The sequence below is a fragment of the Streptomyces sp. NPDC087428 genome, assembly GCF_044744085.1.
GTDB lineage: Bacteria > Actinomycetota > Actinomycetes > Streptomycetales > Streptomycetaceae > Streptomyces.
The window spans coordinates 51,176-65,827 of the sequence record NZ_JBIUXR010000009.1 but is presented as its reverse complement, the minus strand read 5'-3'; the positions used below and the strand labels follow the sequence as shown (position 1 = coordinate 65,827).

General features: G+C 71.6%; 12 protein-coding genes. 6 read left to right on the top strand and 6 right to left on the bottom strand.

The window, feature by feature from the left end; genetic code table 11:
* The first annotated feature begins 17 nt into the window (after window positions 1-17).
* Complete coding sequence (locus ACIO3R_RS19940) at window positions 18-740, top strand: FadR/GntR family transcriptional regulator (protein ID WP_385353483.1); 723 nt, start codon at window positions 18-20, stop codon at window positions 738-740.
* Between the two features lie 163 nt (window positions 741-903).
* Complete coding sequence (locus tag ACIO3R_RS19935; protein ID WP_385027702.1) at window positions 904-3,642, top strand: SpoIIE family protein phosphatase; 2,739 nt, start codon at window positions 904-906, stop codon at window positions 3,640-3,642.
* 113 nt (window positions 3,643-3,755) lie between these two features.
* Here the strand turns inward: ACIO3R_RS19935 and ACIO3R_RS19930 are convergent, their stop codons facing one another.
* The 6 genes from ACIO3R_RS19930 to ACIO3R_RS19905 all read right to left on the bottom strand — a co-directional run bounded on the left by ACIO3R_RS19930 (window position 3,756) and on the right by ACIO3R_RS19905 (window position 11,119).
* Window positions 3,756-4,838: a DUF3533 domain-containing protein gene (locus ACIO3R_RS19930; protein WP_402107259.1), complete on the bottom strand. Its 1,083-nt coding sequence runs from the start codon at window positions 4,836-4,838 to the stop codon at window positions 3,756-3,758.
* Window positions 4,839-4,975: 137 nt separating this feature from the next.
* The gene (locus ACIO3R_RS19925; protein WP_385353477.1) at window positions 4,976-5,272 is read right to left on the bottom strand and encodes a hypothetical protein; all 297 of its coding nucleotides are present in this window, start codon (window positions 5,270-5,272) and stop codon (window positions 4,976-4,978) included.
* Between the two features lie 196 nt (window positions 5,273-5,468).
* Window positions 5,469-6,857, bottom strand: coding sequence for an MFS transporter (locus tag ACIO3R_RS19920; protein WP_402107256.1), 1,389 nt, complete (start codon window positions 6,855-6,857; stop codon window positions 5,469-5,471).
* 1 nt (window position 6,858) lies between these two features.
* Entirely contained in the window at window positions 6,859-8,607 is a 1,749-nt protein-coding gene (locus tag ACIO3R_RS19915) for a condensation domain-containing protein (RefSeq protein ID WP_402107253.1), read from the bottom strand.
* A gap of 86 nt (window positions 8,608-8,693) precedes the next feature.
* Entirely contained in the window at window positions 8,694-10,019 is a 1,326-nt protein-coding gene (locus ACIO3R_RS19910; RefSeq protein ID WP_402107250.1) for a DUF6271 family protein, read from the bottom strand.
* Window positions 10,001-11,119: a phytanoyl-CoA dioxygenase family protein gene (locus ACIO3R_RS19905; RefSeq protein ID WP_402107247.1), complete on the bottom strand. Its 1,119-nt coding sequence runs from the start codon at window positions 11,117-11,119 to the stop codon at window positions 10,001-10,003. The genes ACIO3R_RS19910 and ACIO3R_RS19905 overlap by 19 nt, the downstream gene beginning before the upstream one ends.
* A gap of 384 nt (window positions 11,120-11,503) precedes the next feature.
* Between ACIO3R_RS19905 and ACIO3R_RS19900 the strand changes: the two genes are divergently transcribed.
* The 4 genes from ACIO3R_RS19900 (at window position 11,504) to ACIO3R_RS19885 (ending at window position 14,347) form a co-directional block, all read left to right on the top strand.
* On the top strand, window positions 11,504-12,361 hold the full coding sequence (locus tag ACIO3R_RS19900; protein WP_402107244.1) for a hypothetical protein: 858 nt from the start codon (window positions 11,504-11,506) through the stop codon (window positions 12,359-12,361).
* A gap of 73 nt (window positions 12,362-12,434) precedes the next feature.
* Window positions 12,435-12,677 (top strand): acyl carrier protein, encoded by a 243-nt coding sequence (locus ACIO3R_RS19895; RefSeq protein ID WP_363031200.1) that lies wholly within the window; start codon window positions 12,435-12,437, stop codon window positions 12,675-12,677.
* A gap of 10 nt (window positions 12,678-12,687) precedes the next feature.
* Entirely contained in the window at window positions 12,688-13,305 is a 618-nt protein-coding gene (locus tag ACIO3R_RS19890) for a 4'-phosphopantetheinyl transferase family protein (protein ID WP_402107243.1), read from the top strand.
* A gap of 346 nt (window positions 13,306-13,651) precedes the next feature.
* Complete coding sequence (locus ACIO3R_RS19885; protein ID WP_402107242.1) at window positions 13,652-14,347, top strand: type 1 glutamine amidotransferase domain-containing protein; 696 nt, start codon at window positions 13,652-13,654, stop codon at window positions 14,345-14,347.
* Window positions 14,348-14,652: the final 305 nt, after the last annotated feature.

The window sequence follows — 14,652 nt, the reverse complement described above, 5'->3', positions numbered from 1 at the left end:
AAGCGACGAGGAGTGGCATGGAACTACACGGACTGCATGGGCAGGTGCTGAGCCGGATCGGGGAGTCCCTCGCCGCTGAGGAGATCCGCGCCGGTGAGGTGCTGCGGCTCGAGGACGTACAGGACAGGTACGGGGTCTCCCGGACCGTCGCCCGTGAGGCGGTCCGCGTCCTGGAGTCGAAGCGGGTGGTCACCAGCCGGCCCCGCGTGGGAATCACCGTGCGGCCGATGAACGAGTGGAACCTGTACGACCCGCAGGTCATCCGCTGGCGGCTGGCCTCCCCCTCCCGAAGCGCCCAGCTGCGCGAACTGGCCGAGCTGCGCGCCGCCGTGGAACCGTCCGCCGCGGCACTCGCCGCGATGGGCGCTTCCGCCGACGCCCGGACGTCGCTCGTCGCGCTCGCCCAGGCGATGGCGGGTGTCGCGCGGGACGACATCCAGGGCTTCATCGCGGCCGACCTGGCCTTTCACCGGGCGCTCCTGAACGCCTCCGGCAACGGTATGTTCGCCCAGCTCTCCGAGGTCACGGAGGAGTTGCTCGTCGCCCGCCGCGACCTGCCCCTGATGCCCGACCATGTGGACGCGGACGCGGTACGGCGCCACCTGGAGGTTGCCGAGGCCGTCGCCGAGGGACGCCCGGAGGCCGCGGCGCAGTGCGTCCGCGTGATCGTTGATGCCGCCCACCTGGAGGTGGAGCAGCTGTTGGGCGGGGGCGGGCACTGCGCCCTGGGCGGCGGCTGACGGGGACACCGGCGCCCCGCTCGCCCTTCAGCTTCCCGCCCGGACCGGCCTCGGTCCCGTCGTGGACACGCCCGCGTGCTGTGTGGCTCCGTCGTGTGAGGCGGAGGCCACGCACCGGCGCGGTCAGCCGCTCCGTGGGCGCGTTCTCGGTGATGCTGGGCGGATGGCCGACGAGCACGAGTCCCCGCAGCGATCGCGAGTCCGGCCTCCCCGCCGGTTCCCCGGCCTGGTTCCGCGGACTGTCGCGGGACAGGTGTTCCTGCTGCAGCTGGTGGTCGCGTTCGTGCTCGTCGCCGCCACTTTGCTGGTGCTCGTGCTCCAGGCGCAGCACCGCGCCACGAGCGAGGCGCGGGACAAGTCGCTGGCCGTGGCAGTGGCCTTCCGGGACGCACCCGGCACCGCCGCTGCGATGCGGTCGGCCAACCCCACCCGGGTGCTGCAGCCCAGTTCGGAGAAGATGCGCAAGAACGCCGGCGTCGGCTACGTCGTCGCGTTCGCCCCGAACGGCATCCGCTGGTCCCACCCCGACCCGAGCCGTATCGGCGGCCATGTCACCGGAAACTTCGGCCCCGCGCTCACGGGCAAGCCCTTCCAGGAGACGTTCGACAGCGCCCTGGGGCGAGCCGTCGACACCACGGTCGCCGTCTTCGACGACAAGGGCCGGGTCGTCGGACTGATCTCGGTGGGGATCTACGTCACGAGCGTGAACGAGATGGTCTCCCACCAGATGCCGGCCCTTCTCGGCGTCGCGGGTGCGGTACTCCTGCTGGCCGCGGCCGGGTCCGCGTTCGTGAGCAAGCGGCTGCGCCGCCAGACCCGTGGACTGGGGCCCGCCGAGATGACGCGCATGTACGAGCACCACGACGCGGTCCTGCACTCGGTACGGGAAGGTGTGCTCATCATCGACGACCGAGGCGTGCTCACACTGGCCAACGACGAGGCGAGACGCCTGCTCGACCTGCCGCGCGACGCCGAGCAGCGTGAGGTGACCGGCCTCGGACTGACCCCGGACACCACCGAACTGCTGGCCTCGGGCAGACCGGCCAGCGACGAGGTCCACTCCGCGGGAGACCGGCTGCTCGCCGTCAACCTCCGTACCGTCGAGGGCGGAGGAGTCCCGCGGGGCAGCGTGGTCACCCTGCGCGACACCACCGAGCTGCGTGAGCTGGCGGGCCGGGCCGAAGTGGCCAGGTCACGGCTGCAACTGCTCTTCGACGCCGGGACGCAGATCGGCACGACGCTCGACGTGGTGCGCACGGCCGAGGAGCTGGCGGCCGTGGTGGTGCCCCGGTTCGCGGACTTCGCCACCGTGGAACTGCTGGACCCCGTACTGCACGGTGAGGAGCCCGGAGCATCCGCCGCGGGTATGCGCCGCACAGCGATGGCCGGTATCCACAGCGATCACCCTCTCTGCCCGGTGGGGGAGACGCTGCACTTCCCTCCCGGCAGTCCCGCGGCGCTCGCTGCGACCGGCGGCCGGGCCGTTCTCGCGGCCGACCTCTCGGCCTCCGAGGGATGGCTGGCCCACGACCCGCCACGGGCCCGAGAGGTCCTGGACCACGGCATTCACTCCCTGGTCTCCGCACCCCTCCAGGCACGCGGTGCGGTGCTGGGATGCGTCAACTTCTGGCGCAAGGACAAGAGCCCCTTCGAGCCCGGGGACCTGTCCGTCGCAGAGGAGCTCGCGGCCCGAGCGGGCGTGGCCATCGACAACGCGCGCCGTTTCACCCGCGAGCACGCCATGGCGGTCACCCTTCAGCGCAGTCTGCTGCCTCGCGTCCTGCCCACGCACTCCGCCCTGGAGGTGGCCCATCGCTACCTCCCGGCCCAGCCGGGCGTGGGCGGCGACTGGTACGACGTGATCCCGCTCTCCGGAGCCAGGGTCGCCCTGGTGGTCGGCGATGTCGTCGGCCACGGCCTGCACGCCGCGGCCACCATGGGCCGGTTGCGCACCGCTGTGCACAACTTCTCCGCCCTCGACCTCTCACCCGACGAACTCCTCGCCCACCTCGACGATCTCGTCGGCCGCCTCGACACGGAAGGGGACCGCGACGTCGAGGTCTCCGGAGCCACCTGCCTCTACGCCACCTACGACCCGGTCACCGGGCACTGCACCGTGGCCAGGGCCGGCCACCCGGGCCCGGCCCTGGTGCTCCCCGACGGCACCGTCACCTATCCGGAGATCCCCGGGTCCCCGCCGCTCGGAGTCAACGAAGGGCTGCCGGTGGAGACCGCCGAGCTCGTACTGCCCGAAGGGAGCACGCTGGTCCTGTTCACCGATGGACTGGTCGAGCGGCGCGACCGCGACATCGACGCCGGAATGGAGCTCCTGCGCACCACGCTGGAGCGCACGGGCGGCCTCGCCCCGGAGGCCACCTGCCAATCCGTTCTCGACGCGCTGCTGCCCGACCGGCCCACCGACGACGTGGCCCTGCTCATCGCCCGCACCCACCTCCTGGACCCCGGCCGCGTCGCCGACTGGGACGTGCCCGACGACCCGACCGCTGTCTCCGGGATCCGCGCGCAGGCCGCGCGTGTGGTGAACGAGTGGGGCCTGCAGGACGCCGCGTACTCGGCGGAACTCATCGTCAGCGAACTGGTCACCAACGCGATCCGCTACGGATCGCCGCCGATCCGGCTCCGTCTGCTGTACGACGACGACACCCTCATCTGCGAAGTCGCCGACGCCGGCAGCACCGCCCCGCACGTACGCCGGGCCGCCGCCACCGACGAGGGCGGGCGCGGCCTGTTCATCATCGCCCGGCTCGCACACCGCTGGGGCACCCGCTACACGGCACGTGGCAAGGTCATCTGGGTCGAGCAGTCCCTCGGTACCAGGTCACCCGCAGGCAGCCTCGACGGCGAAGCGCTCCTCGACCAGTGGACGGACGAAGCATGGTGAGCGCTTACTCACCGGGAGCGCAAGTGTGGGTGAACGCTCACTCATGTTTGCGCCGGGAGCGCAAGCACGGGTGAGCGCTCACTCACGCTTGGCACCGTGCCGGTGATCCGACGTCAGGGAGTGCGGCGGACCCGCCCTGACGGAGCGCCGGCCCTCAGCGCCGGAATGCGGCACAGCAGTGCCGCGGCCACGCCACCGGCAGCCCAGGCGGCCAGCGTCCACAGCGCTCCGGCGGCGCCGTTGCCACCGAAGTAGGCGACCGAGCGTGCGGCGTCCAGGCCCGCACCCGGCGGCAGCGCCGGGCCGATCGTGCGCCAGAACGCGGGCAGCAGCTCGGTGGCGTACACCCCGCCCGCGCTCGGCACGCCGAGGACGACCACGACCAGGAGAGCCAGCGCGGCAGCGACAGCCGGAACTCCGATCAGCTCGTGCAGAGCGAAGGTGAGCGCTCCGACCGCCAGAACCAGCAAGGCCCCGATCCCCCACAGCGCCCAGAAACGTCCCGGCACCGCGTGCAGAAGAGGCCCGGCGACCAGCGCGCCGAGCAGTCCCGCAACGACCGAGTACAGCACCAGCACGCCCATCGCGACGGGCGTGCGGCGTGCTCCGCCCTGACGGCCACCGCCTCCGAACGCCAGGGCCCACGCGCACAGCATGCCTCCCCCGCACCAGCCCACGACGAGCGAGAAGGAGGAGACGGAGCGTGCGTCGCCCGGTGCGAACGGAACCACGTCCTGGACACGCACCGTGCGCCCGTAGCGCTCCTCGGCAGTGGCGACACGCCCGGCCAGTTCCTCGGCGAGCGACGGACCCGCCCCACCGGCGACCAGCAGCAGATCGGCGTCGCCGCCGCGTGGGGAAAGAAGGAGAGCGCCGTCCACCTCACGGTCCCGGATCTGTCTCCGGGCGGCGGCCTCGTCGGCCACCCGGCGCGGATCCACCGGCTCACCGTGGAGCAGTGCGAGCCGGTAGAACGCGTTGTCGGCGCTCTCCGTCGTGGGGGCCGTGACAGCCAGTGGAACGCGGTGCGCGGTGGGATCGCGGAAGGCGCCGACGCACGACAGGACAAAGGCGGTCTGCAACACCAGCACCCCGATGACCAGGAGCGCCGAGCGCCCGCTCACCGTGTCCCTGATGCCGCGGAAGCCGGCCGGCGAACGACTGCCGAGACCACCGTCCGCTCGCTGCGCCGCCATACGCCCAACCTCGACGCAAGCCGATCGCCGCGCAGCCGGGGCGGGTCCGAACGGCTGATGACGCCCGGTGGAGCAGACCCCGGGACGGCACGGCCGGGGTCAGCCCGCGGCTGCCCGACCGGCCCCGGCGGCTTCTCTCATTCGGTGTGTGACGTGCGGGTGGCGATGTGGATGTACTGGACGTCGAGCTGGTTCGCGATGTTGTCCAGGGCATGGGCGAGAGCGCGGACGGTGACGGGTTCGAGGCGGATGTCCGCGTCCTCCTCCATGACCAGTACGGGGGTGCCGTCGCCGGTGCTCGCCTGCCAGGTGCGGGCGATGGACCGCAGGAGCGCGGTGACGTGATCGGCGGGCACCGTCAGCCGCCCGTCGGCCTCGACGCTGACCTCGGGCGCCGCGAGTCGCGCGTCGTGCCCGTCGCCCTGAGAGCTCATGCTGCCCATTCCGTTCGGCCGATCGGTGACTGAACTGCTGCCCGAGGGTGCGGACCCGCAGGGAGCGGAGGTCAAGCCCCTGCGGGAGTGCCGAGCCCGGTGCCGGCGTCGATGATGACCCGCACGCGTGAGGGACGCAACTCGCCGGCGTCGGGCGCGGGGACCCGCGGACGAACGGCGGGCCATCACGGCGTCCTCAGGAGACCGGCACCCCGTCCCGGCCCGGCGCGGACGGCGTCGCGCCGTCGCCCTGCGCGGAGGGAGCGGCGTCCGTGCCGGGCGCCACCGGCGCGGGTGCGGTGAGCGCTTCCACGGTCCGCAGGTCGGGCACGGGGGATTCGGCCGGGGCCACCGGCGCGCGGCCCAGGCCCCGTATCGCCGGGATGGAGAGCATCACGGCGATGCAGACGAGGCCCATGCCCGACGAGAAGAGCAGGACGTGGTCGGCGCCGGCCAGCTCCGCCGCCGGGCCGGACAGGGCCCGGCCCAGCGGAATGACCATGATCGATCCGGCGACGTCGTACGCGGACACCCGGCTGAGGACGGCCAGCGGGATGTGGGACTGCACACTGGTCGCCCACATCACCCCCCAGAAGGCGAAACCGCAGCCCGCGATCATCCCGGTGACCGCCGCTACCGGGAAGGACCAGCCCAGCGCGGGAGCCAGCGGGTTGAGCGAGAAGAAGAACATCGCGCAGGCCCCCGCGACCAACGGCCGCCGCGGCCGGACCCGCATGCCGAGCAGACCGCCGACGATGGTGCCGGCGCCGTCGGCGGACGCGATCCAGCCGAAGCCGCCTGCTCCGTGCTGCTCGGTCAGCAGCGCAGCGCCCAGGGGCAGGGACGGGCCGAAGACGAACAGGCCGTAGACCGCCCACACGGCGATGACCCCCCACAGCCAGGAACGGGAACGGAACTCCTGCCATCCGGTGGCCAGGCGCTGCCAGATCGGATCGTTCCCCTCGTCCCGGACCGTGCTGAGCTTGCGCAGGGGGATGAGGCCCAGCGCGCTGAGGGCGTACGCGGCCGCGATGGCGAGGTAGGAGCCCGCCACGTCCCAGTAGGCGACGAGCAGTCCGGCGAGACCGGGGCCGATCAGTGTGCTGATCGCCTCCGAGATCCGCAGCAGCGCGTTGGCGCGCTGGATGTCCTCGGCGACCTGAGGGATCATGCTCGCCAGCCCCGGCTGGAACATGGCGGTCGCCGCGCCGCTCAGGGCCATCAGCGCCATGATCTGCCAGAGCCGTATGTCGGTGGTGACCAGCAGCGCGGCCAGGGCGAGCATGGCCACCATGCGTACGGCGTCGGCGCCGACCATCATCACCTGCGGGGTGAACCTGTCGGCGAGCACGCCGCCGAACAGGACCAGCAGGGCGATCGGTGTCATCCACGCGGCGAGCGCGTAGCCCACGCCGCCGGCGCCGTAACCCGCTCCGAGCACGGCGGTGGTGAGGGAGACCATCAGCATGCCGTCGGCCAGCAGCGAGGTGCTGCGGGCGGTGAAGAACAGCCGGAAGCGGTGGGAGCTCCACGGGCTGGGGAGGACGTCGGATCGTGGCTGTTCGGTGGAGTCGTCTCTGGTCATGTCACATCGTCCGGTCGCGGCCGGTCCCTTCCATGAGAATGTTCCGGCTGAGCCACGCCGAGGTGAGGTCGGTCCGGGCCGGCGGGTCCTGGACGATCACGTACCGGTGCGGGGCCAGCCGCCCGGGGTTGCCGGAGAGGGTCTCCATCAGCGCCTTGTGGGCCCGGCCGGGTGTCAGCGAGACGTCGCCGGACGCGATGAACGCGGTGAGGGTCCGGGAGTCCGGGTCCTGGCCGGCCACGGACCCCGTGGTCACGTGCACAGGCAGGCCGCCCAGCGCCGCCGCCAGGCCGTTCGCCACATCCGCCGGTGAGACCCAGCAGCCGTCCACCTGCTGCCAGTCGGCGGTACGGGCGGGAGGCCGCACGCCCGTCACCTCGGTGAGGGCGTCAATCGGTACGTCCGCTTCGGCGGACGCCTCCAGGAGCCTGACGAGACCGGTCAGGAACCCCTCGGCCGCCGCGCCGGGGAAGAGCTGCGCGTCCGTCCACAGACTGAGGTGGAGCAGGGGCGCGGTGGTGTGGACGAAGCTGAGGAGGCGGGTCGGCAGTACCTGCTCCGGGCCCCGGTCCAGTTCCAGGTCCGGAGCCTCGGTCTCCCGTGCCACGACGGGCGCGAACGTCGTGGGCAGAGAGCTGATGTCGTTGAACACGACATCGCGTGCGAAGTGGCTGCCGCGCTCGGACGCGACGGACCCGATCATCTCCCACAGGGCCACGGCATCGAACTGGCTGTGCCGGTAGGCGTTCAGGCCCGCGCCCCACGCCTTGCGGAGCAGCGCGTCGAACGAAGGCACCTGGACGTCGAGGAAGAGCAGGGCGTCCTGGGAGACGGGGGCGACCGACCGGGCGAGACGGGTGGTGAACCGGTTCGACGTCGGCACGGCGGCCACGCACGAGCTCTGGCCCGCCCGGTGGGCGACGAGCACGCACCACGCCGACAGCAGCACGGTGGACGGCAGTGCGCCGGTCCGCTCCGCGGTCCGGGCCAGCGCCCGACCGCCCCTCAGCGAACGGAGCGTCAGCCGGCGCTGCGCACTTTCGGAGCCCGTCGCGCGCGGTTCGGCGAACATCGCCTGGGGTCCGGTGCGCAGGACCCGCTCCCAGTACCGCAGGGACGCCGCGGACTTCCGTCTCCCGGCCGGTGCGGCCTCCTCGGCCGCGAGGTCCAGTGGGGTGAACGCGGTGACGGGAGGCAGGGATTCGCCGGCCAGCAGCGCCAGCCACTCCTCGCGCAGAACGGCGAGGGCGCTGCCGTCGGTCGCCGCGTGGCTGGCCGCCAGCGCGACGAAGCGCGGTGCGCCGCCGACGAGGAGGACCGTGATCCGCAGCGGGAAGTCGTGGTCGAGGCGGAACCGCTCGGAGCGGGCGGCCTGGGCCACCTTCTCGGCGTACTGCGCAGGTTCGACGGACAGGTCCGTGTGGTCGAGGACGGTGACCTCGAACGATCCCTCGTCGGCCACCTCCTGCTCCCGGTGCGCGGCGCCGGGGGAGCGGGGGAACGTCGTACGCAGGGCGTCGTGGCGCAGGGCCAGGAGACGCAGCGCGTCGGTCACAGAGCCGAGAGCGGTCTCCGGGGGCACGGGCCACACGTCGTGGATGTTGATCTGCTCCGGCTCGTCCCGCAGGATGCAGCGGATCATGTTCGTCTGGCCCATGGTGAGCGGCCCACGGCCCTTCGCACCGCCCGCGTAGGCGACGGTGAGGGTGCGGGTGCCCGATGGCCGCACGGAGGGGGCGACCGCCGTCACCGGCGTACCGTCCGAGGGGTCCGGCGCGTCGTGGGAGCAGTGCCCGGTGGGTTGTTCATGTGATGCCTTTCGCGCCCTGGGGCGGTTCAGAGGGACGGAGCCGGCGAGACCGCGGTCAGCCCGGTGCGGCGGGCGGTGCGGGTCAGGGGCTCCCATGCGTCGATCAGCAGCGCGAAGCCGTCCATGTCCGTGCGTGCGTGGTCGAGGAGGCTGCTGCGACGGGCGGCGAACAGGTCTGCGGCGCCGGTGTAGCGGCCGCCCAGCGAGCGGTAACAGCGCTCCAGCACGTCCAGGCGCTCGGAGTTCTCCGCCGGATCCAGCGCGGCGGCCTCCCGGACGTAGCGGGCGACCGCCGGGGCGCGGACGTGCCCGGCATCGTCGAGCAGGGTGCTTCCGGCTGCTCGCATCCGGGTGTACACGGCGTCCAGGTACGGCGTGGACAGGATGAACTTCGCCAGCCGCAACTGGTAGGCGAGGAATCCGCTCTCCGAACGCCGTTCCCCGGTGTGGTAGTTGACGATGTGCCGGTTGTGCAGGACACCGGGCAGCCCGGCGTCCTGCACCACATGGATGAGGAAGTAGTCGCTGCCGATCGTGTCGAGGGCGGGCGGCAGCGGCACCCGGCCGTACACCTCGCGGTCGAAGGCGATGTTGCACATGTCCACCCGCGTCGCGGCGACGAGCGTCAGTGTGGTCAGGTCGCCGGTGAACGGAGTGGTCCCGGCGCCCCGGAACGAGCTCTCGACGAGACTGCGGCGCCAGATCTCGGGCTGTCCCGAGGGTATCGAGAGGCCTATGACCTCGTGGTACACGGCTGGATCGAGCCGGCGGATCTCCTCGACGTCCACGGACATCTCGCCGACGAACGACCCGCCGACCAGGGACACGCGCCGGTGCGCGTACGCCGGGTCCAGCCGCCGCCGGGACACCAGACCGGCCGCTTCGGACGCGGGGAGGCCCAGCGACCGCAGCTCGTGGTGGAGGGGAAAGACGGGGGCGCCGTCCGCCGACTGGTAGCGGCTGTCGGAGTCCCGACGGTGGGTGGAAGCGCAGCCCAGGGCCTCCGCGATCAGGAACGCGCGGTTGGTGCAGGCGCCGTAGGAGACGCCCTGCGGGAGCAGCAGGTCGAGCACCTTCTCCGGCCGGGCGACTCCGGAGCGGCCGATCACCGCCCGCAGCAGTACTCGTTGGGCATCCTCGTCCATGTGGTGGACGATCACGCCGGGCGCGGGGGCCAGCGCCTCGACCGCCTCGCGATGAGCGGCACGTATCGGGGCGTCGGCGGAGTCGAGGACCAGCAGATGGACTTCGGCTCCGAACTCACGGGCGCCGTAAGCCGCCTCCTCCGCGACGGCGGCGATCGTCGCCTTGCAGGCACGGTCGGTGGGAAGGGTCAGGCAGACACGACGCACGAGGACGCTCCGCCCCGCTCGCCGTCCGCCGGGTTCGTGGCGCCGCCCACCGCGGCGCCGTCGTCCAGGGCGTCCTGCCACGACGCCAGCCCGAGAAGGCGGCTGCCCAGTGGGGTGAGCGCGGCGGTGGGATACCGCTTGGACTCGTGCAGTACGGGATCGCCGACGAGCGTGCGGTTCCAGCGCGGCGTGCGCAGGTGCCGCCAGGACTCGACCCTCGACTGCCGCAGCCGGGAGTGCTCCTCCAGAGCGGGCATCATCGACAGGTACTGGACCGCCCGCACCCCGTCCGGGGAGACGTTGCGCGCCACTCCGTGCGCGAGGAGGCCGTTCCAGATCAGCAGGTCACCCGGGTGCAATTCAGGCCGTACGACCGGCAGTTCTGACCGGTCGATGGAGGGGCGCAGCGGATCACGGCCGGGGCTCTGGCGGATCCGCCACTCGTCGAACTGTCGGAACAGCTCCGGGCAGCACTGGAACCCGCCCGTCTCCGGGCTGGTGTCGTTCAGCGCGATGATGCCCTGCACGCGCTGCGGCGGGACGCCGAGCGTGGTGTCGATGTCCCAGTGCAGCTCGATGTCGAAGCCGCGGTCCGTGGGTTCGATCAGAGCACGGTCGCGGTTGCGGACGTTGGGTGGATTGAGGTTCAGCCGGTCCAGCGTCACCCACAGCTCTTCGCAGTCCCACACGTCGGCGAACGCGTCGTACACGCGCTGCGCCTGGCGGTTGTCCCACAGCAGTTGGTGGTGGTACGCCTCGACGAAGCCGTAGACGTGCAATTGCTGGTCGAGTTCGGAGCGGAAGGGCCGGTCCTCGTACCAGCTGTCGGGGCGGTCGGGGTCGAGCCCCTGGAACTCCCAGGTGAAGTCGAGCAGTTGGCGCGCCGTCTTGGCCGGGACGGCCTCGCGCACGATGACGTACCCGTACGTCTGCCAGTGCGCGAAGTCCTCCTCGGACAGCACCCGCAGGGGCTGCGTCTTCTTCAGCTCGCGCAGGGTGCTCTGCGCGAGGTAGGCCTCACCGTCCGCGCTGAAGTACGGAGCGTCCGTCGCCGCCCGGTGTAAACGGGGGCGTCGACGGTGGGTAACGGGGGGCGTCATGGGGTCCCTTCCAGCGGAACTTCGGTGGATGCCGCGGGGGAGCGCGGCGGTGTGCGGCCGAGCCGGGAGCGCGGACGACGGCAGCACGGGGCGGCCCTCGGCGGAGCGAGGGCGTTGGGCGGCGTGTACGGATGGCTGCTGCGGGCGGAGATGAGCGTCCACGTCGCTGAGCAGAATTGGTCCAGACCTGCTCTGCTGTCAAGTGGATGCCGAGTGTCGCGACGGATGTCACAAAGACGCCTGGCCGCATCCCGAAATGCCGTCATGCCGAGCCAAGTTGACTCAGCACCTTTGGTCTAGACAAGTCGTCGGATGCTGGCCTAAGGTCCCACTGCGCGGCTCCGGCCCCTGCCTGTTCGACCACCCCAGAGGAGCACTTCTTTCATGAGCACAACCGGCATCACGGTCCTGCCGGACGGCGGTCTCAAGAGCCCGGGGCCCGGCCTGATCCCGCTGGACCCGGTGCACACGGCCCTGTTACGCGGCCTGGACACACTCCTCACCCGCCTCGCCGGACGTCTCGGCGCCCCCGAGGTAGTGGGCCCGCCGCTCCTGCCCGCCGAGGGCCTCACCAAGCTCGACTACTTCCGCAACTTTCCCCAACTCGGAGTCTCCGCAGGAGGCTTCACCCCGGAAGCACTGGACGTCCTCGCCGACGGCGGCCCGCCCTCCGGCCTCCCGCTGCGGCCCACCGGCTACCTGCTGCCATCGGCCACCTGTTACGGACTGCTGCTCTCCCTGGAAGGACGCGATGTCGGGGACGAGGGCCTGCGCCTCTCCGCCACCGGCCGCTGCTTCCGCAACGAGACCCACTACGACGCCCTGCGCCGGCTCTGGGGCTTCCACATGCGTGAAGTCCTCTACCTCGGCACCAAGGACGGGGCGGTCGAACACCTCGATCAGGGAGCGGAGTTCGTACAGGAGACCGCGGCGCTCCTCGGCCTCGAACTGACCCGCGCCGCCGCCGACGACCCGTTCTACGACAAGGGCGGCTCCCGGGCCCGCCTGATGGCGCTCGACCCGGTCAAGCACGAGTTCAGCGCCCCCGACGGCACAGCCATCGCATCCGTCAACCGGCACCGCAACTTCTTCGGCGAGCGGCTGGACATCCGCGCGGGCTCCCACGGACCGGCGTACAGCGCGTGCGTCGCCTTCGGCGTCGAACGCTGGGTCCACGCCATGATTCTGGCCCACGGCAGCCCCGAGCAGGCGCTCGAAATACTGAGCGCCGCCGGCATCTGAACCCCCGGAGCCTGGGCTTCGAACAGCCCCAGGAATCAGGAAATCCGCGAAGAGCAAGGAGCGACCGCGCCCCATGGAACGTGTCATCGCATGGCTGTACGAGAAGAACCCCGGACTCGACGAGGAGATCGCCCCGGACGAGGACCTGATCGAGGCACGCCTCATCGACTCGATGGACTTCCTGGAGTTCATCGACCTCCTGGAGGAGATCTCGGGCAGCAGCATCGATCTCCAGGAAGTCACCATCGACGACTTCCGTACGCTCAACCGCGTACGGGAGCGCTTCCTGACCTCCTCCGTCGCGGCCGCAGGGTGAGCACCCGACCGTGAGCGACACCGCGCCCGCGCCACCGCCCGCACAACAGCCGGCTCTGGTGACGGTCGCGGCGACCGGCGAGGTTCTGGACCACCCGGACCTGGACGAGAGCCTGCTCCTGCCGTGGGAGCTGCGGCGACTGGCCGGGATCCGGGTGCCGAGCCGCCGCGACGACGTGGTGGCGGCCCGCCTGCTGGTGCGGCTGTGCGCCGCGCGTTTCACAGGGCGGGCCCCGAACGACACGGCACTGGAGCAGCACTGCCCGGACTGCGGCGGATTCGGACACGGCCGGCCCTCATTGCGCACGCATCCCGGCGTCGGCCTCTCCTTCAGCCACGCCGACGGCCGCGTGGCGGCCGCAGTGGGGCCGGGCCCGATCGGCGTCGACGTCGAACCCACGGACCGCCGCCCCGGCCCGGTACCCGTACTGGCCCGGCTCCTCCCGGAGGCCCAGGTCCGGGCCGCCGCCGACCACGCCGACCCGGGTTCGGCGCTGCTGCGGCTGTGGGTCCGCCACGAGGCGCGCCTCAAGGCCGGCGACGACACGCTCCCGGTACGGGACTGGACCGATCCCCGGTGCGGGGCGGTGGTGGCGGTGGCGGCCGCCGGGCCGTTCCGACGCGGGTGAACTCGTCGCCCTGTGCGCGGCGAATGCCCCACAGCAGGGGCTCGACGATTCCCCCGTACGGTTGCCCGTCCGTTCCCCGCCGCACCTCTGCCCGCCCCACCGCCCCCGGCCTTCGAGCAACTTGAGCGAGACAACCGCGGTCCCCGGTGTCCGGGTTTCACGGCTGTCATCGCGTGCATGGCCCGCATCGGATCTCCGATGGCCGGGATCGGTATCTCCACCGGTAGCCCTGTTGGCACTGCTGCGGTGTGCGGGTCTAACGTCGTGGGTGTCGCCCTGGTGGCGCCCGGTGAAGGCGCCTTCGCGGGGAGGCGACCACACGGGCCGGAACCTTCCAGGAGAGCACATGGCGAAGATCCTTTTTGTGATGACCGGCGCTGACCAGAGGACGCTGGCCGACGGCGGCAAGGTCCGTACCGGCTTCTGGGCCGACGAGGCGGTCACCCCGTACGAGGCCTTCAAGGCCGCCGGCCACCAGATCACCGTGGCCACTCCGGGCGGCGTGGTTCCGCCGGCGGACCCGTCCAGTCTCAGCGCTGGTGCCAACGGCGGTGAAGCGAACGCTGCCGCGGTCCGTGCCGTGGTGGAAGGCGCTGCGGAGTTGCGCAGCCCGCTGGCCCTCTCCGACGTGCGGGCGGGGGACTTCGACGCGGTGTACGTTCCCGGCGGCCAAGGCCCGATGGAGGACCTGGCGGTCGACACCGACTCCGGTCGCGTCCTCACCGAGGCGTTGGAGGCCGGCCTGCCGGTGGGCGTGGTGTGTCACGGCCCGGCCGCACTGCTGGCCGCACTGAAGGAAGACGGCACCAACGCCTACTCCGGCTACCGGATCACCGCCTTCACCAACACCGAGGAGCAGTTGGCCGGTAACGCCGAGACGGCGAGGTGGCTGCTGCAGGACCGGCTCACCGAGGCCGGCCTGAAGGTCGAGGTGGGCGAGCCGTGGGCGCCGCACGTCGAGGTCGACCGTAACGTCGTCACCGGCCAGAACCCCGCCTCGTCCCGCCTGCTCGCCACCGAACTCCTCAAGCAACTCGCCTGATCCCTCGCACATTTGCACCTCCCTGCGCCATCCGGGTTCACAAGTGCGCCGGGTACACCGCGTTCAGCAGATTCCACAGGGCTTGATGACCACTGTCCTGTCTCAACGAAACCGGACGTTCGCGTAGGTGCATGAGTTGCCCGGACCCGAATCGTCGGGACGTACGGCAGGCGCGGGAATCCAACCGCGAGGAAGGCCGACGGACAACATGGCCTTGACCTCGGTGGGTGCCGGCTGTCAGGCGACGCCCGAGGAGACGAACCTTGCCTGACGTGGCACTAGCATGGCGCAGGGCGGACGGGCAA

Bases quoted from the DNA above. Each gene is read 5' to 3' on its own strand.
- ACIO3R_RS19940 (WP_385353483.1), top strand. From the start codon at position 18: ATGGAACTACACGGACTGCATGGGCAGGTGCTGAGCCGGATCGGGGAG.
- ACIO3R_RS19935 (WP_385027702.1), top strand. From the start codon at position 904: ATGGCCGACGAGCACGAGTCCCCGCAGCGATCGCGAGTCCGGCCTCCC.
- ACIO3R_RS19930 (WP_402107259.1), bottom strand. From the start codon at position 4,838: ATGGCGGCGCAGCGAGCGGACGGTGGTCTCGGCAGTCGTTCGCCGGCC.
- ACIO3R_RS19925 (WP_385353477.1), bottom strand. From the start codon at position 5,272: ATGAGCTCTCAGGGCGACGGGCACGACGCGCGACTCGCGGCGCCCGAG.
- ACIO3R_RS19920 (WP_402107256.1), bottom strand. From the start codon at position 6,857: ATGACCAGAGACGACTCCACCGAACAGCCACGATCCGACGTCCTCCCC.
- ACIO3R_RS19905 (WP_402107247.1), bottom strand. From the start codon at position 11,119: ATGACGCCCCCCGTTACCCACCGTCGACGCCCCCGTTTACACCGGGCG.
- ACIO3R_RS19900 (WP_402107244.1), top strand. From the start codon at position 11,504: ATGAGCACAACCGGCATCACGGTCCTGCCGGACGGCGGTCTCAAGAGC.
- ACIO3R_RS19895 (WP_363031200.1), top strand. From the start codon at position 12,435: ATGGAACGTGTCATCGCATGGCTGTACGAGAAGAACCCCGGACTCGAC.
- ACIO3R_RS19885 (WP_402107242.1), top strand. From the start codon at position 13,652: ATGGCGAAGATCCTTTTTGTGATGACCGGCGCTGACCAGAGGACGCTG.